General features: G+C 70.4%; 16 protein-coding genes. 8 read left to right on the top strand and 8 right to left on the bottom strand.

Annotated elements, in window-relative coordinates:
• The 4 genes from ABZ464_RS10450 to ABZ464_RS10435 form a co-directional block, all read right to left on the bottom strand.
• The gene (locus ABZ464_RS10450; protein WP_359273827.1) at positions 1 to 738 is read right to left on the bottom strand and encodes a DUF2993 domain-containing protein; all 738 of its coding nucleotides are present in this window, start codon (positions 736 to 738) and stop codon (positions 1 to 3) included.
• A 98-nt stretch (positions 739 to 836) separates the two neighbouring features.
• On the bottom strand, positions 837 to 1,958 hold the full coding sequence (locus ABZ464_RS10445) for a hypothetical protein (RefSeq protein ID WP_359273825.1): 1,122 nt from the start codon (positions 1,956 to 1,958) through the stop codon (positions 837 to 839).
• A 2-nt stretch (positions 1,959 to 1,960) separates the two neighbouring features.
• Positions 1,961 to 2,215: a MoaD/ThiS family protein gene (locus ABZ464_RS10440; RefSeq protein ID WP_359273822.1), complete on the bottom strand. Its 255-nt coding sequence runs from the start codon at positions 2,213 to 2,215 to the stop codon at positions 1,961 to 1,963.
• 54 nt (positions 2,216 to 2,269) lie between these two features.
• Positions 2,270 to 3,106 carry an alpha/beta fold hydrolase gene (locus tag ABZ464_RS10435; RefSeq protein ID WP_359273819.1) on the bottom strand — a complete coding sequence of 279 codons (837 nt, stop codon included), beginning with the start codon at positions 3,104 to 3,106 and terminating at the stop codon, positions 2,270 to 2,272.
• Positions 3,107 to 3,289: 183 nt separating this feature from the next.
• On the opposite strand from ABZ464_RS10435, the gene ABZ464_RS10430 reads away from it, so the two are divergent.
• The 8 genes from ABZ464_RS10430 (at position 3,290) to ABZ464_RS10395 (ending at position 12,133) form a co-directional block, all read left to right on the top strand.
• Positions 3,290 to 4,069: a response regulator transcription factor gene (locus ABZ464_RS10430; protein WP_359273816.1), complete on the top strand. Its 780-nt coding sequence runs from the start codon at positions 3,290 to 3,292 to the stop codon at positions 4,067 to 4,069.
• A gap of 126 nt (positions 4,070 to 4,195) precedes the next feature.
• Positions 4,196 to 5,218: a LacI family DNA-binding transcriptional regulator gene (locus ABZ464_RS10425; RefSeq protein WP_359273814.1), complete on the top strand. Its 1,023-nt coding sequence runs from the start codon at positions 4,196 to 4,198 to the stop codon at positions 5,216 to 5,218.
• 143 nt (positions 5,219 to 5,361) lie between these two features.
• Positions 5,362 to 6,540, top strand: a complete 1,179-nt coding sequence (locus ABZ464_RS10420) for a trypsin-like peptidase domain-containing protein (RefSeq protein ID WP_359273811.1) — start codon at positions 5,362 to 5,364, stop codon at positions 6,538 to 6,540.
• 38 nt (positions 6,541 to 6,578) lie between these two features.
• On the top strand, positions 6,579 to 6,794 hold the full coding sequence (locus tag ABZ464_RS10415; protein ID WP_359273808.1) for a hypothetical protein: 216 nt from the start codon (positions 6,579 to 6,581) through the stop codon (positions 6,792 to 6,794).
• A 97-nt stretch (positions 6,795 to 6,891) separates the two neighbouring features.
• Positions 6,892 to 7,629 (top strand): response regulator transcription factor, encoded by a 738-nt coding sequence (locus ABZ464_RS10410; protein ID WP_359273806.1) that lies wholly within the window; start codon positions 6,892 to 6,894, stop codon positions 7,627 to 7,629.
• Positions 7,626 to 9,080 carry a HAMP domain-containing sensor histidine kinase gene (locus ABZ464_RS10405; RefSeq protein WP_359273804.1) on the top strand — a complete coding sequence of 485 codons (1,455 nt, stop codon included), beginning with the start codon at positions 7,626 to 7,628 and terminating at the stop codon, positions 9,078 to 9,080. Before ABZ464_RS10410 ends, ABZ464_RS10405 begins: the two co-directional genes overlap by 4 nt.
• A gap of 136 nt (positions 9,081 to 9,216) precedes the next feature.
• Positions 9,217 to 11,316 carry a pectinesterase family protein gene (locus tag ABZ464_RS10400; protein ID WP_359273801.1) on the top strand — a complete coding sequence of 700 codons (2,100 nt, stop codon included), beginning with the start codon at positions 9,217 to 9,219 and terminating at the stop codon, positions 11,314 to 11,316.
• A gap of 76 nt (positions 11,317 to 11,392) precedes the next feature.
• Complete coding sequence (locus tag ABZ464_RS10395; RefSeq protein WP_359273798.1) at positions 11,393 to 12,133, top strand: response regulator transcription factor; 741 nt, start codon at positions 11,393 to 11,395, stop codon at positions 12,131 to 12,133.
• A gap of 101 nt (positions 12,134 to 12,234) precedes the next feature.
• Here ABZ464_RS10395 and ABZ464_RS10390 read toward each other — a convergent pair whose 3' ends face one another.
• The 4 genes from ABZ464_RS10390 to ABZ464_RS10375 form a co-directional block, all read right to left on the bottom strand.
• A complete protein-coding gene (locus ABZ464_RS10390; RefSeq protein ID WP_359273795.1) occupies positions 12,235 to 14,019 on the bottom strand; it encodes an ABC transporter ATP-binding protein in 1,785 nt (594 codons plus the stop codon).
• Between the two features lie 66 nt (positions 14,020 to 14,085).
• Entirely contained in the window at positions 14,086 to 14,226 is a 141-nt protein-coding gene (locus tag ABZ464_RS10385; protein ID WP_359273792.1) for a hypothetical protein, read from the bottom strand.
• Positions 14,227 to 14,305: 79 nt separating this feature from the next.
• Positions 14,306 to 14,440: a hypothetical protein gene (locus ABZ464_RS10380; protein ID WP_359273790.1), complete on the bottom strand. Its 135-nt coding sequence runs from the start codon at positions 14,438 to 14,440 to the stop codon at positions 14,306 to 14,308.
• 264 nt (positions 14,441 to 14,704) lie between these two features.
• On the bottom strand, positions 14,705 to 16,507 hold the full coding sequence (locus ABZ464_RS10375; protein WP_359273787.1) for a bifunctional metallophosphatase/5'-nucleotidase: 1,803 nt from the start codon (positions 16,505 to 16,507) through the stop codon (positions 14,705 to 14,707).
• Positions 16,508 to 16,620 lie beyond the last annotated feature (113 nt).

The following is a 16,620-nucleotide window of genomic DNA, read 5'->3' as shown; positions in this document are numbered from 1 at the left end:
TTACCCGGCGAGCCGGACGTTCGAACCCTTCACCGTGATCTCCACGCCGTTCTTCCCCGCCTGCACCTTGTCGAGCTGGATGCCGCCGGGCAGCCCCTCGATCTTCTGCTGGAAGTCGGTGACGGTGCGGACCTCGTTCTCGGCGGCCGTCACCCCGCGGAAGTCGGGAAGCGAGTCGGCGTGCACACGGACCGTGTCGCCCTGGACGCTGACCGTGCTCAGCACGGAGACGGGCTCCTTCAGCTTCACGCCCAGCACGGTCGCCTCGACGGTGACCTTGATCTTGCCGTTGCCGCCGTCGGAGAGGCCGACGACCTTGGCGGTGAGCCCGGGCGCGACCCGGGTCTCCTCGGACTTGGCGGTCTTCAGCAGCTCGTCGTAGGCGACGGTCGCCGTACCGGAGGCCGACGCGGCGGTGGCCGAGCTGTAGTCGCCGGAGAACTCGACGCCCTTCATGTCGGCCTCGAGGTCGTCGATGCGGAGGGTCTGCCCGTTGATGCCGGTGTCGGCCTCGTAGTCCTTGATGCCGACCTCGACGTCGTCCAGCGAACCGCCGGCCAACTGGGTGAGGAAGGGGAAGCCCTTGATGGACACGTCGGGCGTGCCGGCGAGGCCCTCGGTGGTCCTCAGCTTGTCCGCGGCCTCGCCCTCCGCGAAGTGGACGGCGAGACGGTCCGCGAGGACGAAGAGGCCGCCCAGGACGACCACGACGATCAGGAGTGTTCGCAGCGCGCGCATGAAGGTGTCCCCCGGGTTCAGGTCGCTTTACCGCCCACGCTAGCCCCGGCGCCGAGGGACACCCCGAAATTGTCGATCAGCTGTGACACGCCGGCCGGCTAACCCAGCGCCCGCCCCAGCACGTACACCGCCGGCGCGGAGGCCGCGAGCGGCAGGGCGACACCCGCCGTGAAGTGGACGAAACGGGAGGGGTAGTCGTAGCTCGCGACCCGGTGGCCGATCAGCGCGCACACCGCGGCACCCGCGCCGAGCAGCGCGCCCTGCGCGCCCATCCCGGTCGTCCCGCCGACGGCGACGCCCGCGCCGGCGGCGGCGAGCAGCGCCACGACGACGGAGGCCGGGGTCGGCAGCGGCAGCGCGCGGGCCAGGACGGCCACCGCGACGGCCGCGGTCCCCACGGTCACGGCCTCGGGGTCCGCGCCGAGGTGCCCGGTGGCGAGGATCGCCAGCGCGGCGGAGGCGACGGTCGCCATCAGGCCGTACATCCGCTCGTCGGGGTCGGCGTGCGAGCGCAGCTGGAGGACCAGGCAGAGCAGCACCCACACGCCCAGGGTGCCGAGGATCGCGGCGGGCGCGTTCTCGCGGCCGGCGACGAGCAGCGCCACGTCCGAGACCAGCGCGCCGAGGAAGGCGAGCGCGATGCCCTGCCGGGCCGGCCACATGCCGTTCAGCCGGAACCAGCCCGCCGCCGTCACGGCCTGCAGCACGACGAGCGGCACGAGCAGGGCGTACGTCCCCACGGCCGCGGCACCGGACAGCAGCAGCCCCAGCAGCGCGGTGAGCGCGGCGGGCTGCATCCCGGGCTCGATGACCGGCGAACGCCCTTCGAGCCGGGCCCGCTGGGCGTCGGTGACACGGGAGTTGCCGGCGAGGGTGGCGGGGCCGTAGGCCGTGGCCGCCTCGCCGCCCGGGGCGGGGGCACCGCCCTGTGCCGGGTACCCACCGGGGTCCACGGCGGGCGCGGCGCCCTGTGCCGGGTACCCGGGGTCCACGGGGGGCCCGCCGGCCGGAGGCGCCGGGTATCCGCCCTCGTAGGACTGCGCGGGCGTGTACGCCGACTCCGCGGTGACCGGCGGCTGGACGCTGGTCTCCCAGGTCTGCCCCTGCCACTGCTGCGTGTACTGAAGGTGCGCCTGCGGGTCGTCGTACCCCTGCTGCTGCGCGGGCCAGTTCTGCTGGTCGTACCCCGGGTACTGCTGGTACGGCTGCTGGTCGGTCATCCTCACCCTCCTGCGAACGGCGGGAGCACCTCGACCGTGCCGCCGTCGGCCAGCCGTACCGTCTCATGTGCGCGGGTGCCCACGGGGTCACCGTCGATCAGGAACGAGCATCGCCGCAGCACACGCGTGAGGTCGCCGGGGTGTCGCGCACGCGCGGCGTCGAGGGCCTCGGCGAGGGTGTCCGCGTCGTACGGCTCCTCGTCGACCCCGGCCGCGGCCTTCGCGGCCGCCCAGTAGCGCACCGTGACCTTGGGCATCGCGTTCCTTCTCGGATCGGTTCGTCTGTCGTCGGTTCCCCGACAGGGTTCAGGCTAGCCCGCCCTGGCCGCCGCCCAGTCCCCGATCCGGGCCAGCAGGGCGTCGTCGGCCGCGTGCTCGGCGTGGCCCATACCGGGTTCCAGCCAGAGTTCGCCGTACTCGCCCGCCGCCGCGGCGAGCATCCGGGGGTGGTCGAGGGGGAAGTAGCCGTCGCGGTCGCCGTGGACGATCAGCAGCGGGGCGGGCGCGATCTGCGGGACCGCCTCGGCCGGGGAGAGGGGTATGGGGTCCCAGTCGCGGTCGTGGATACGGGTGCGGAAGCCCCAGCGGCCGAGGAGGCGGCCCTCCGGGCGGGTAATCAGCCAGTGCACCCGGCGCATCGGGACGGTGCCCCGGTAGTACCAGCGGGCGGGCGCGCTGACCGAGACGACGGCGTCCACCCCCCGGTGCAGGGCCGCGTGCCGGAGCACGACCGAGCCGCCCATCGAGAAGCCGACGGTCACCACGCGCGTGTGGCCGAGCGAGCGGGCCCACGCGACGGCGGCCTCCAGGTCGAGGACCTCCTTGTCGCCGACCGTCGAGCGCCCGCCGGACCGTCCGTGGCCCCGGAAGGAGAAGGTGACGACGGCCCCGTACCGCGCGAAGGCGTCCGCGACCCGGCGTACCTGGGGGCGGTCGGCGTCACCGGTGAACCCGTGCGCGATCACGAACACGGGGTGAACGGTGGATGGCGGCGAGCCGTTGTATACGACCGCACCCGGGTCGTATACGGAATCGATCGGAATCCCGTCGACGGTGGGCAGAAACGTCCGCAATGGTGTGCGCGTGCCCGTCTCGGAGTCCGGACGAACGGTGGAACGCACCACATGACCTGCCCGACTGTTGCTCATGTGGGCTATTCTGCTGGGCAGAGGACTCGGGCAGCGTAGCCCCCGGGTCCTTTTGTGCTTTCGGAAGCGTTGTATACGAAGCGGGAAACTCCAGGTGACCGCGGGTGTACGGGGCCTTCGGGATCGCAGAGCAGTGCCGCATCGCACAGACGTCCTCGCAGGGACCGAGGAGGAACCAGACGTATGAGTTCTCTGCTGCTGCTGACCAATGCCCTCCAGCCGTCGACCGAGGTGCTGCCCGCCCTCGGCCTGCTGCTGCACAACGTGCGCGTGGCTCCTGCGGAGGGACCCGCGCTCGTCGACACCCCCGGCGCCGACGTCATCCTGATCGACGGCCGGCGCGACCTCCCGCAGGTGCGCAGCCTGTGCCAGCTGCTGCGCTCGACCGGACCCGGCTGTCCGCTGATCCTGGTCGTCACCGAGGGCGGCCTCGCCGCCGTCACCGCCGACTGGGGCATCGACGACGTCCTCCTCGACACCGCCGGCCCGGCGGAGGTGGAGGCCCGGCTGCGGCTCGCCATGGGCCGGCAGCAGATCGTCGCCGACGACTCCCCGATGGAGATCCGCAACGGCGATCTGTCGGTCGACGAGGCGACGTACAGCGCGAAACTGAAGGGGCGGGTCCTCGACCTCACCTTCAAGGAGTTCGAGCTGCTGAAGTACCTGGCCCAGCACCCCGGCCGGGTGTTCACCCGCGCCCAGCTCCTCCAGGAGGTGTGGGGCTACGACTACTTCGGCGGCACCCGCACGGTCGATGTGCACGTACGGCGGCTGCGCGCCAAGCTCGGCCCGGAGCACGAGTCGCTGATCGGCACCGTCCGGAACGTGGGTTATCGATTCGTTACGCCTGAGAAGGCTGAGCGCGGAAGTGACGACGCGAAGGCCAAGGCCGGGCGGGTAAACGCGGAGGATTCGGACAACGCGGACGCCGTGGGTGCCGAAGAGGTCGCGGCGGACGTCTAGTACTCGCCGGTACCCCTCGGTTACCCACCGGTACCGGCCGGGATCCGCTCGGCGGAGGCATCGCTTCCGCACAGGGACGTGACGTACGCCCTGCCCAGAGCGGGTCCATCCGCGTAGACTCCGCGCGTGGCCAAGGTGACTCGGGACGACGTCGCACGACTGGCGGGGACCTCCACCGCCGTCGTCAGCTACGTCATCAACAACGGACCCCGGCCGGTCGCCCCGGCCACGCGCGAGCGCGTCCTCGCCGCGATCAAGGAACTGGGGTACCGGCCCGACCGGGTCGCCCAGGCGATGGCGTCCCGGCGCACGGACCTCATAGGCCTGATCATCCCGGACGCCCGCCAGCCCTTCTTCGGCGAGATGGCACACGCGGTCGAGCAGGCCGCCTCCGAGCGCGGAAAGATGGTCCTCGTCGGCAACACCGACTACGTGGCCGAGCGCGAGGTCCACTATCTGCGGGCGTTCCTCGGGATGCGGGTCTCCGGCCTGATCCTCGTCAGCCACGCGCTCAACGACCTGGCCGCCGCCGAGATCGAGGCCTGGGACGCCCGGGTGGTGCTGCTGCACGAGCGGCCCGAGGCCATCGACGACGTCGCAGTCGTCACCGACGACCTGGGCGGCGCCCGGGTCGCCGTCCGCCACCTCCTGGAGCACGGCTGCGCGTATGTCGCCTGTATGGGCGGCACCGCCGAGACCCCCTCCGTCGGCGACCCGGTCTCCGACCACGTCGAGGGCTGGCGCCAGGCCATGGCCGAGGCGGGCCTCAGCACCGAGGGCCGGCTCTTCGAGGCGCCGTACAACCGCTACGACGCCTATCGCGTCGCCCTCGACCTGCTCTCCGGCCCCGACCGGCCGCCCGCGATCTTCTGCTCCACCGACGACCAGGCGATCGGCCTGCTGCGCGCGGCCCGCGAGCTGCGCATCGACGTACCGGGCGAGCTGGCCGTCATCGGCTTCGACGACATCAAGGAAGCCGCCCTCGCTGACCCGCCCATGACAACGATCGCATCGGACCGTTCGGCGATGGCCCGCGCGGCGGTGGACCTGGTCCTGGACGACGGGGTCCGGATCGCGGGCTCCCGCCGGGAACGCCTGAAGCAGTTCCCGTCCCGCTTGGTGATACGGCGTTCCTGCGGCTGCGCCTGAGCGTTCGACCCGCCCGTATGAGAGGCCTCTGAGAGACCCGCGCCGGGTGCCTGTTCCCGCTTTATTTCGGGCATACGAGGTTCTGGCGGCGTTCTCAGGGAGCACTCAGGGAGCTCTCATGGTCACGGGACAAGCTTCTTTCCATGACCGAGAGCTTCCGCCGCAGCGGCGAGTACGAGAACTTCGACACCCCTTACCAGGGCGCCCAGCAGCACGCTTCCTCCCCCGTCAACCCGGAGTGGCCGCCCCCGCCGGCGTACGAGCCGGTGCGGCAGCCCCTGCCTCAGGGTGCGCACCAGCAGCCGGTGGTCGAGCCCACCGCGGTGTGGCAGACGCCGGCGCAGACACCGGCCTCGGCCGTCGGCGGGGACGGCAACGGCGGCGGAACCGCTCTCCTCACCCCCGTGGCGGCCGAGCCCGCGCCCGGCGCCCCGGAGCCCAGGAAGAAGCGCACCCGCGGCCCCCTGGCCCTGCTCGCCGCCGTGGCGATCGTCGCCGCGGCCATCGGAGGCGGCACGGCGTACGGCATACAGGAGCTGACCGGCAAGGACCAGGTCGTCTCCTCCTCCACCACGACCAGCGTGGTGCCGTCCAGCAAGACCGGTGACGTCGCCTCGATCGCCGCCGCGGTCAGCCCGAGCGTCGTCGAGATCAACGCCACCCTCAGCAACGGCTCCTCCACCGGCTCCGGTGTGATCATCACCAGCGACGGCGAGATCGTCACCAACAACCACGTCATCTCGGGCGCCTCCTCGATCAAGGTGACGACCAGCGACGGCAAGAGCTACACCGCGAAGGTCGTCGGCACCGACAGCAAGAAGGACCTCGCGCTGATCAAGCTGGAGAACGCCTCCGGTCTGAAGGCGGCGACCCTCGGCGACTCCGACGGCATCCAGGTCGGCGACGAGGTCGTCGCGATCGGCTCCCCCGAGGGCCTGACCGGCACGGTGACCAGCGGCATCGTCTCCGCCCTCAACCGTGACGTGACCGTCTCCACCGACGAGAGCCAGGGCCAGCAGCAGCAACAGCAGGGCAGCGGCGGGTGGCCCTTCGAGTTCGGCGGCCAGCAGTTCAACGGCGACACCGGCACCTCGACCACCACCTACAAGGCGCTCCAGACGGACGCCTCCCTCAACCCCGGCAACTCCGGCGGCGCGCTCATCGACGCCAACGGCAACATCATCGGCATCAACTCCGCGATGTACTCGGCGGCCTCGTCCTCCTCCTCGGACGCCGGCAGCGTCGGCCTCGGCTTCGCCATCCCGATCAACACCGTCAAGTCCGACCTGGCGAGCCTGCGGGCCGGCGGATCCGACAGCTGACCATCCACCGCGACAGTCGCACCAGTAGGGAGTACGTCATGATCAAGCAGGTTTCGCACACGGTGACCGGCGTCGGCGCGGCCGACCTCGCTCTGGCCCTCGACGTGGCGTACGAGCTGCACGAGCCGGTGAAGCAGATGCTCGTACGAGCCCCGGAGGTGGCGGCCCCGCAGCTGATGGGCCTGCGCACCCCCGCCACCCGCCCGCACCGCCGCAAGGTCCCGCTGAACCGCCTCACGGCGATGCGCGGCTGATCTCCCGCAGCACCACTCTCTACGCGCGGACCGGGAAGCATGCGAGGCTGAAGGCCTCGTCCCCCGTCCGTCCCACCGCACCCGAGGATCCACGCCCATGAGCCCCGCCGAAGGCGACCGTGACACCCAGCGCATCCTGATCGTCGACGACGAGCCGGCCGTGCGTGAAGCACTCCAGCGCAGTCTCGCCTTCGAGGGCTACGACACGGAGGTCGCCGTCGACGGCGCCGACGCCCTGGACAAGGCGACGGCCTACCACCCCGACCTGGTCGTCCTCGACATCCAGATGCCCCGCATGGACGGCCTCACCGCCGCCCGCCGTATCCGCGGGGCCGGCGACACCACCCCCATCCTCATGCTGACCGCCCGCGACACGGTCGGCGACCGCGTCACCGGCCTCGACGCGGGCGCCGACGACTACCTGGTCAAGCCGTTCGAACTGGACGAGCTGTTCGCCCGCGTCCGCGCGCTGCTGCGGCGCAGCTCCTACGCTGCGGCGGCCGGCGCGGCCGTCGTGGAGGAGGACGAGGCGCTCACCTTCGCCGACCTGCGCATGGACCTCGCGACCCGTGAGGTCACCCGGGGCGGCCGGCCCGTCGAACTGACCCGCACGGAGTTCACGCTCCTGGAGATGTTCATGGCGCACCCGCGTCAGGTCCTCACGCGTGAGCAGATCCTGAAGGCGGTGTGGGGCTTCGACTTCGAGCCGTCCTCCAACTCCCTGGACGTGTACGTGATGTACCTGCGCCGCAAGACCGAGGCGGCCGGCGAGCCGCGCCTCGTGCACACCGTGCGGGGTGTCGGGTACGTCCTGCGCCAAGGCGGCGCGGAGTGAACAAGCTGGTACGGCGCTTCCGGACCCTCCCGATCCGGGCCCGCCTGTCGATGCTGGTCGCTGCCGCTGTGGCGTTCGCGGTGGCGGCGGTGTCGGTGACGTGCTGGTTCATCGTGCAGGGGAAGCTGTACGAGCAGGTGAACGATGACCTGGAACAGGCGGCCCGGATGAAGCCCGGGAACTGGGTGCAGATGCAGAACGCGCTCACCAACTGCACGAAGACCCCTGAGAGTCCGAGGCCGTTCCGCAACCTGTACACCCAGGTGGTCACCTCGGACGGCACCGCCTGTGTGACTGACGACTCCCTCGGCGCGATCAAGGTCACCCAGGCGGACAAGGAAGTGATCAAGAACGGCGCTTCCAACCGAGGCGTCATCCGCAACGGCACAGCTGACGACGGTACGCCGGTCCGAGTCATGACCGTTCCGCAGCCCGCCCAGGACCCCGGCACGGGAGAGCAGTCCTACGTCGCCATCAGCATCGCCGTGTCGCTGGAAGGCACCAAGTCCACCCTCAACGACCTTGCTCTGATCCTCCTCCTCGTCTCCGGCGTAGGCGTCGTCGGCGCAGGCGCAGCCGGTCTCGCCGTAGCCCGCGCAGGCCTCCGCCCGGTCGACAAGCTCACCGAGGCCGTCGAACACGTGGCCCGCACCGACGACCTGAGCACCCGCATCCCCGTAGAGGACGACGCCGAGGACGAGATCGCCCGGCTCTCCCGTTCCTTCAACTCGATGACCGCCTCGCTCGCCAACTCCCGCGAGCTCCAGCAGCAGCTGATCGCGGACGCCGGGCATGAGCTCCGTACCCCCCTCACCTCCCTCCGGACGAACATCGAGCTCCTCACCCGCAGCGAGGAGACCGGCCGCCCCATCCCCGCCGCCGACCGCAAGGCACTCCTCGCGAGTGTGAAGGCGCAGATGACCGAGCTCGCCTCCCTCATCGGCGACCTCCAGGAGCTCTCCCGCTCGGAGGGCCAGCGCGGCGAACGCGTGCAGGTGGTCGCCCTGGAGGACACGATCGAGGCGGCCCTTCGCCGCGCCCGGCTCCGCGGCCCCGAGCTGACGATCAACGCCCACCTGGAGCCCTGGTTCACCCGGGCGGAGCCCTCCGCGCTGGAGCGCGCGGTGGTCAACATCCTGGACAACGCGGTGAAGTTCAGCCCCGACGGCGGCACGATCGACGTCCAGCTGACGCACGGCACACTGACCGTCCGCGACCACGGCCCCGGCATCCCCGAGGACGAACTCCCGCACGTCTTCGACCGCTTCTGGCGCTCCCCCAGCGCCCGCGCCCTCCCCGGCTCCGGCCTCGGCCTGTCCATCGTGGCCCGCACGGTCGAACAGGCCGGCGGCAACGTCACCCTGGCCCGCGCCCACGGCGGCGGCACGGTGGCGACCGTACGACTGCCGGGCGCACCGACGCCTCCCCCCGAGGCGCCCGAGGCTCCGTAGCGCCACGCAGCCGGAGCCCCGTACGGCCCGTTCTCATGAATTTCCGTGAGTTCGGCAACCTTTCCGTCCCAGGCGGCGACCAACCCGCGACCGACACCCCCCACGGGTGGTCCCCTCCTGGAAACGGAACCCGCAGATGAGCGAAGCCCGCCGCGCGCACAGCACCGGCTCCCGCCCCCGGCACCGCAGGCGCCGGACCGCACTCGCCGCAGGCATCCCCCTCGCGCTGACCGCCGCCGGCACCCTCGCGTACGGCACGGACCTGGGCCTGTTCGGCGCCGATGCGCAGACGAAGGCCTCGGCGGCCACCGCCGCGCCCGCGTGGGCCACCGCCTCCGCCGACGGCTTCGCCTCGGTCGACGCGCTGGGCCAGAACGGGACGTACGGCGGCCGGGACGGCAAGACGGTCACCGTGAAGACCCTCGCCGATCTGGAGAAGTACGCGACGGCCACCGAGCCGTACGTCATCGTCGTCGCCGCGACGATCAACATGGACCCGGTCGGCAAGGAGATCAAGGTCCAGTCGAACAAGACGATCATCGGATCCGGGACGTCCGGGCAGATCGTCGGCGGCGGCTTCTTCCTCGGCCAGGGCGTCCACAACGTGATCATCCGGAATCTGACGATCCGGGACGCGTACCAGGGCGTCTGGAACGACAAGGAGCACGACTACGACGGCATCCAGATGGACGGCGCCCACCACGTCTGGATCGACCACAACGACATCCGGCACATGGCCGACGGCCTGATCGACAGCCGCAAGGACACCACCTACCTCACCGTCTCCTGGAACAAGCTCAGCCAGGAGAACAAGGCCTTCGGCATCGGCTGGACCGACAACGTCACCGCGGACATCACGATCCACCACAACTGGATCCGCGAGACCGAGCAGCGCAACCCCTCCACGGACAACGTCGCCCACGCACACCTCTACAACAACTTCCTGGAGGACGTGGCGGGCACGGAGATCAAGTCGTCGTACGGCAACTACGCGCGCGGCAGGACCAACATGGTCCTGGAGAACTCGTACTTCCAGGGCCTGACCAACCCCGTCGTCCGCGACACCACCGCCACCCTCGTCCAGCGCGGCAACGTGTTCTCCGGGACGACCGGCAAGAACGAGAGCGGCGGTTCGGGCGCGGCCTGGGACCCGAAGAAGTACTACGCGTACACCCTGGACAAGACGGCCGATGTGCCGTCGCTCCTCAAGTCCGGGGCGGGCCCGCGCAGTTCCCTCGGCACGACCGCGTCCACGGGCACGAACACCACCAAGGCGGCCACCACGACCCTGATCGTCGCCGCCGACGGCACCGGCCAGTACAGGACGGTCCAGGCCGCCGTGGACGCCGTGCCCGCGAACAACACCGCCCGGGTCGTCATCTCCGTGAAGCCGGGGACGTACCGCGAGGTCGTGAAGATCCCCGCGAACAAGCCGCACGTCACCATCCAGGGCAGCGGCTCCAGCCGCAAGGACACCACGATCGTCTACGGCAACGCGGCGGGCATGACCAAGCCCGACGGTTCCGGGACGTACGGGACGCCCGGCAGCGCCACCGTCTCCGTCTTCTCGGACGACTCCCAGGTCCGCAACCTCACCGTCACCAACGACTTCGACGAGTCCAAGCACCAGGACATCGCCAACCAGGCGGTGGCGCTGCTGACGCAGGCCGACCGGATCGTGCTCGACGGGGTCATCGTCAACGGCGACCAGGACACCCTGGAGATGGAGACCGCCGCCAAGGACAAGCTCGGCCGGGTCTACATCAGCAACTCCTACATCACCGGCAACGTCGACTTCATCTTCGGCCGGGCCACCGCCGTCATCGACAAGTCCGTCATCACGCTGAAGAAGCGCTGGAACGGCACGAGCGCCGGCTATGTCACCGCCCCCAGCACCCCCGCGGGCCGCAAGGGCATCCTGATCAACCGCTCGACGGTCAACGGGGACGTCACCTCGGCCTCCTTCTTCCTGGGCCGCAACTGGCACCCGGGCGGCGACACGACCGTCGACCCGCAGACCACGGTCCGCGACAGCTCCCTCAGCGCGGCGATCAAGTCGACCCCCTGGTCCGACATGGGCGGCTTCTCCTGGAAGGACGACCGCTTCGCCGAGTACAAGAACACCGGCGCCGGCTCGGGAGCCGCGAGCAGCAACCGCCCGCAGCTGACCGACGCCCAGGCCGCCGGCCAGGAGGTCGCGGACTGGCTCGGCGACTGGACGCCCTCGGCCTCCTGATCCCAGCCCAGCCACACCCCTCTGCCAGCTCAGCCACAGCCCTCCGCCCCACCGTGAAGGAATGGTGAATCAAACGGTGAGGGGAACGGAAACGGGCACCACGACGAACGCGGCGGGCAGGATCCTGCTCGCCGACGACGACGCGGACATAAGGGAAGGCATCGGCAGACTGCTCAGGTTCGAGGGCTACGAGACCGTCCTCGCGGACGACGGACGGCTCGCCCTCGACCTGATCGCGGCCCCCGGCAGCGCACCCGACCTGGTCCTGATGGACGTCACCATGCCGGGCCTCGACGGCCTGGCCGCCACCCGCCGCATCCGCGCCTCCGGCTCCACGGTCCCGATCCTCATGATCACCGGCCGGGGCGCGGTCGGCGACCGTATCGTCGCCCTGGACAACGGCGCCGACGACTACCTGATGAAACCCTTCGCCGTCGAGGAACTCCTGGCCCGGGTCCGCGCCCTGCTGCGCCGCGCCACCCGCCGCACCCCCGCGCCCCCACGCCCCTCGGCCCCCGACACCCTCAGCTTCCTCGACGTCGTCATGACCCACTCCACCCGCACGGTCACCCGAGCGGGCCACCCGGTCGACCTCACCCGCACGGAGTACACCCTCCTCGAGTACCTCCTGCGCCACCCCGCGAAGGTCCTCAGCCGCTCCCAGATCCTCCACGACGTCTGGGGCTTCGACTTCGAGCCGACCTCCAACACCCTCGACGTCTACGTCATGTACCTCCGCCGGAAACTGGAGATCGGCGGCCTCCCCCGACTGATCCAGACGGTACGGGGGCTGGGGTACATGCTGCGGGAGGGCTGAGCGGCCCCGGTTCCCACAGCCTCGGTCCCCGGTTCCCACAGCCTCGGTCCCCGGTTCCCACAGCATCGGTCCCCGGTTCCCACAGCATCGGTCCCCGGTTCCTACAGCCTCAGGACCAGGGTGTCCTCCGCCAAGTGATGCCTGGTGGCGGGGATGGTGGGCCACGGCTCGGTGAGGCGGGCATAGGGCGGGCAGTGGGTGATCAGGTCGTCGTGGGTGCCGGCGGCCAGCAGACGGCCCTCGTCGATCACGAGGATGCGGTCGGCCTCGGGGGCGAGGCTGAGGTCGTGGGTGATCATGATCGTCGTACGGCCGGACATCAGACGGCGCAGGGGCTGGACGATCCGGCGGGCGGCCACCGAGTCGAGGCCGGCGGTGGGTTCGTCGAGGACGAGGACCGGGGCCGCGCGGAGCATGGCGCGGGCGATGGCGATGCGCTGCAGTTGGCCGCCGGAGAGGGCGGCCGTGCCGGGGGCGATGGGGGTGGCGTAGCCGTCGGGGAGGGCGGTGATGAAGGCGTGGGCCGCCGCCGCCCGGGCCGCGTCCTCGATCTCCTGGTCGGTCGCGCCCGGCCGGCCGCAGGCGATGTTCTCGTGGATGGTGCCGTTGAGGACGAGGGTCTGCTGGGGGAGCAGGGCCACGTTCTCGCGGAGGAACTCCAGGGGTACGTCGGTGAGGGGGACGCCGTCCAGCGTGATCACGCCCGCGTCGGGGTCGTAGAAGCGGGTGAGGAGCTTGGCGAGGGTGGACTTGCCGGCTCCGCTCGCGCCCGTGACGAGGATCAGTTCGCCGGGGGAGGCGGTGAAGGTCACGTCCGTGAGGGAGGGGCGGGGGGTTTCGGGATAGGTGAAGTCCACACCGTGGAAGGCGAGGTGGCCGTGGACCGGCCAGGTGGGGACCGGGGTGGCCGGGTCCTCGACGGCCGGGCGCGCGTCCAGGATCTCGGCGATGCGGTCCGCGCCCGCCGTGGCCGCGGTGACCGTCAGACCGAGTTGGCCGAGGCTGCGGACCGGCGGGTAGAGGTAGCCGATGAAGGCGGCGAAGGCGAGGAGGGTGCCGAGAGTCATCCGGCCGGCGGAGATCTCCCAGACGCCCAGGCCGATCACCGCGAGGACGCAGAGGGTCTCGACGACCTCGACGAACTGCTCGTACATCTCGCTCAGCCGCGCCCCGCGCACGCTCGCCCGCATCCAGGCGCGAGCCTCGCGGTCCAGGCGCCGCTCCTCGTCGGCACGGCGGTTGTACGCCTGGGTCAGCACGACGTTCCCGAGGGACTCCTCCACCACCGAGGTGATCGCGCCGTCCGCAGCCCGTTCGTCGCGCGAGGTCTGCTTGATGCGGCTGGAGAAACGGCGGGCGGCCAGGAGGAAGAGGGGGGCGAGGAGGAAGGTGGCCAGGGCCAGGTCCCAGCGCATGTACAGGGCGGCGGCCGAGTAGAAGAGGGCGGAGAAGGCCGCGGAGACCGTGCCCACCACGCCCGACACCACCAGTTGCTCGATCGCCTCCACGTCTCCCGTCAGGCGTTCCACCAGGTCGCCCTGGCGGTGCTGCTGGAAGAAGTGCGGTGGCAGGCCCTGGACATGGGCGAACGTGCGGGCGCGCAGACGCAGGACGAAGCGTTCCGCCGTCCAGGTGGCGAGCGAGTTGCCCAGGTAGCCGACGAGCGCGCCCAGCACGGCGACGCCCAGCCAGGCGCCGGCCGGTTCCCAGAACGCGGCGAGCGAGCCCTCCTTCAGAGCGTTGTCGGTGAGCTGGGCGAACAGCAGGATGGAGGCGGTCTCGGCGAGCGCGGAGACCACCACGCAGGCCACGATCACCAGCATCCAGCCGCGGTCGCCGCGGGTCAGCGGCCAGAAGCGGCGGAAGGCCGCACGGGCTTCCCTCATCGTCGGATCCTTCCGTGCATGACGGAGGCGGGGCCACCGGTGGTGACCCCGCCTCATGGCGTCCCGTCAGCCCTGGTGCGCGACCGGGCGGCGCTTCGGCGCGGGCTGGGCGGCAGCCTTCTTCTTGGCGGCGGGCTTGCAGTCCTTCTTCGCGGCCTTCGCCGCCTTGGTGCCCTTCGCGATCGGGGCGATCTTGTGGAAGCTCATGGGAATTACCTCTCGTTCTGCCAGGCGTGGATTACATGGTTTTTATTTGTCGCAGGTTTGCAACAGTTTCTGTTGCAACTCAGTTCTTATGGGAGATGGGGCGGCGCTTCTGGGCCGGCTTCGGCGCCTCCTTCTTCTTGGCGGCAGGCTTCGGCGCGGGGGCCGGGGTGGTCTTGCGGGCCTTCTTGACCGGGGCGATCTTGTGGAAGCTCATGACGTTCTCCATTCGTAGTGTTCGCGCTCTTCGCTTTCGCGTCGTTCGCTTTCGACATGGAAAACATTACGGGACGCCCGGCGCGGAAAAAGCCAATTCCGCTGAGACCTCGATGAATTACGGCTGAGACAAGTTTTCAGGCGGATACGGGAACCAATCCGGGACTCACACAGGTTTTAAACACAGGTCCGGAAACACAGGTCCGGAAACACGACGAGGCCGCCGCGTCGATGACGCGGCGGCCTCGTCGAACGAGAAAGCGGGCTACCGCACGATCGTGATCCGGTTCGCCACCGGCGGCGCGATCGGGCTGGTCGCCGAGGAGTTGGCGGTCAGGTACTGCTCCAGGGCCGCGAGGTCGTCCGTGCCGACCAGGTCGTTCGTGCCCTGGCCGAGGGTGGTGAAGCCGTCGCCGCCGCCCGCGAGGAAGCTGTTGGTGGCGACGCGGTAGGTGGCCGCGGGGTCGACGGCCGCGCCGTTCAGCCTGATGGAGTCGGTGACGACCCGGTCGGCGCCGGTCTTCGTCAGGTCCAGGGTGTACGTCAGGTTCGCGGACGGCTGGAGGATCTTCGGCGCGCTCGCGTTCGTCCCGCTGACCTGCTCCTTGAGGACCTGGATCAGCTGGGCGCCGGTGAAGTCCTGCAGGTTCACGGTGTTGGAGAACGGCTGGACCGTGAAGCCCTCGGCGTACGTCACCACACCGTCGCCCTCGCTGCCCTTGGCCGCGTAGGTGAGGCCGGCCCGGACACCGCCCGGGTTCATCAGCGCGAGGTCGGTCCCGGCGTCGAGGCCCTTGCCGTACGCCAGCTGCGCGTCCGCGATCAGGTCACCCATCGGGGACTCGGTGCCCGTGCTGGGCACGTCGGCCGAGATGTAGCCGATGGCGCGGTTGCCGATCGGGGCGGCGAGCGTGTTCCACTTGCTGATCAGCTCGGTCATGTCCGGCGCCTTGGCGACGGTCCGGGTGACCACGTGGTTCGCCGACTTCACGGACGTCCGCGCGATGTCACCGGTGAAGCGGTCGTACGTCAGCGTGGTGTCCGTGTAGAGACGGCCGAAGGACGCGGCCGAGGTGACCATGCGCGGGTTGCCCGCCGGGTCCGGGATGGTGCACACGTACGCGGCGTGGGTGTGACCCGTCACCAGCGCGTCCACCGACGGGGAGATGTTCTTCGCGATGTCCACGATCGGGCCGGAGATGCCGGCACCGGCGCCCGAGGAGTCACAGTTGTAGTTGTACGCGCCCGACGCCGGCAGCCCACCCTCGTGGATCAGCGCCACGATCGACTTCACGCCCTGGCGCTGCAGCACCTTGGCGTACTTGTTGATCGTCTCGACCTCGTCCTTGAACTTCAGGCCCTTGACGCCCTCGGCGGACACGACACCCGGCGTGTCCTCCAGGGTCACCCCGATGAAGCCGATCTTGACGTCCTTCTTCTTCCACACCCAGTACGGCGCGAGGACCGGCTTGCCGGTCTTCTCGCTGAGCACGTTGGCCGCGAGGTACGGGAAGTCGGCGCCCTTGAACTTCTTGTCCGTGTAGCAGCCGGCCGTCGGGTGACAGCCGCCGTACTGGAGCCGGGCCAGTTCCTTCGCGCCCTCGTCGAACTCGTGGTTGCCGACCGAGGTGACGTCCAGGTCCAGCTTGTTGAGCGCCTCGATGGTGGGCTCGTCGTGGAACAGGCCCGAGATCAGCGGGGAGGCGCCGACCATGTCACCGCCGGCCGCGGTGATGGAGTACGCGTTGTTCTTGCGGGCCTCGCGCAGATGGGTGGCGAGGTACTCGACACCGCCCGCGTCGATGGTCTTCGTCGTGCCGTCCGCCTGAAGCTCCGTCACCCGGCCGGACGAGCCCGACGGCGGCTCCAGGTTGCCGTGCAGATCGTTGAACGACAGCAGCTGCACGTCCTGGTAGCGGCTCGGCAGCGGCTTGCCGTGGTGCGCGTCGTGGGCGTCCGCCGGGAGAGCGGCGGCCAGCGCACCCGTGGTGGCGAGCGTGGCGGCGGCCGCGAGCAGACGGTACGTACGACGTCTGCGACTCGGGTCCGGCTGGGATGTGGCTGGCATGCGCCCCCCTGTGAATCGGCTGAGGTAGGTGGCCCGTCCGGCGCAGCCTAGAGTCAACGCGCGTAGCGCGACAGGGGGTTCCGGGTTACAGCCTGGTTTCCCTTTGCCCTTCC

The organism is Streptomyces sp. NPDC005820 (assembly GCF_040630255.1).
In the GTDB taxonomy this organism is placed as follows: domain Bacteria; phylum Actinomycetota; class Actinomycetes; order Streptomycetales; family Streptomycetaceae; genus Streptomyces.
Note: the sequence above shows the minus strand (reverse complement) of the source record. Positions and strands in the feature narration are given on the sequence as shown.

Bases quoted from the DNA above. Each gene is read 5' to 3' on its own strand.
- ABZ464_RS10450 (WP_359273827.1), bottom strand. From the start codon at position 738: ATGCGCGCGCTGCGAACACTCCTGATCGTCGTGGTCGTCCTGGGCGGC.
- ABZ464_RS10445 (WP_359273825.1), bottom strand. From the start codon at position 1,958: ATGACCGACCAGCAGCCGTACCAGCAGTACCCGGGGTACGACCAGCAG.
- ABZ464_RS10440 (WP_359273822.1), bottom strand. From the start codon at position 2,215: ATGCCCAAGGTCACGGTGCGCTACTGGGCGGCCGCGAAGGCCGCGGCC.
- ABZ464_RS10435 (WP_359273819.1), bottom strand. From the start codon at position 3,106: ATGAGCAACAGTCGGGCAGGTCATGTGGTGCGTTCCACCGTTCGTCCG.
- ABZ464_RS10430 (WP_359273816.1), top strand. From the start codon at position 3,290: ATGAGTTCTCTGCTGCTGCTGACCAATGCCCTCCAGCCGTCGACCGAG.
- ABZ464_RS10420 (WP_359273811.1), top strand. From the start codon at position 5,362: ATGACCGAGAGCTTCCGCCGCAGCGGCGAGTACGAGAACTTCGACACC.
- ABZ464_RS10415 (WP_359273808.1), top strand. From the start codon at position 6,579: ATGATCAAGCAGGTTTCGCACACGGTGACCGGCGTCGGCGCGGCCGAC.
- ABZ464_RS10410 (WP_359273806.1), top strand. From the start codon at position 6,892: ATGAGCCCCGCCGAAGGCGACCGTGACACCCAGCGCATCCTGATCGTC.
- ABZ464_RS10400 (WP_359273801.1), top strand. From the start codon at position 9,217: ATGAGCGAAGCCCGCCGCGCGCACAGCACCGGCTCCCGCCCCCGGCAC.
- ABZ464_RS10390 (WP_359273795.1), bottom strand. From the start codon at position 14,019: ATGAGGGAAGCCCGTGCGGCCTTCCGCCGCTTCTGGCCGCTGACCCGC.
- ABZ464_RS10385 (WP_359273792.1), bottom strand. From the start codon at position 14,226: ATGAGCTTCCACAAGATCGCCCCGATCGCGAAGGGCACCAAGGCGGCG.
- ABZ464_RS10380 (WP_359273790.1), bottom strand. From the start codon at position 14,440: ATGAGCTTCCACAAGATCGCCCCGGTCAAGAAGGCCCGCAAGACCACC.
- ABZ464_RS10375 (WP_359273787.1), bottom strand. From the start codon at position 16,507: ATGCCAGCCACATCCCAGCCGGACCCGAGTCGCAGACGTCGTACGTAC.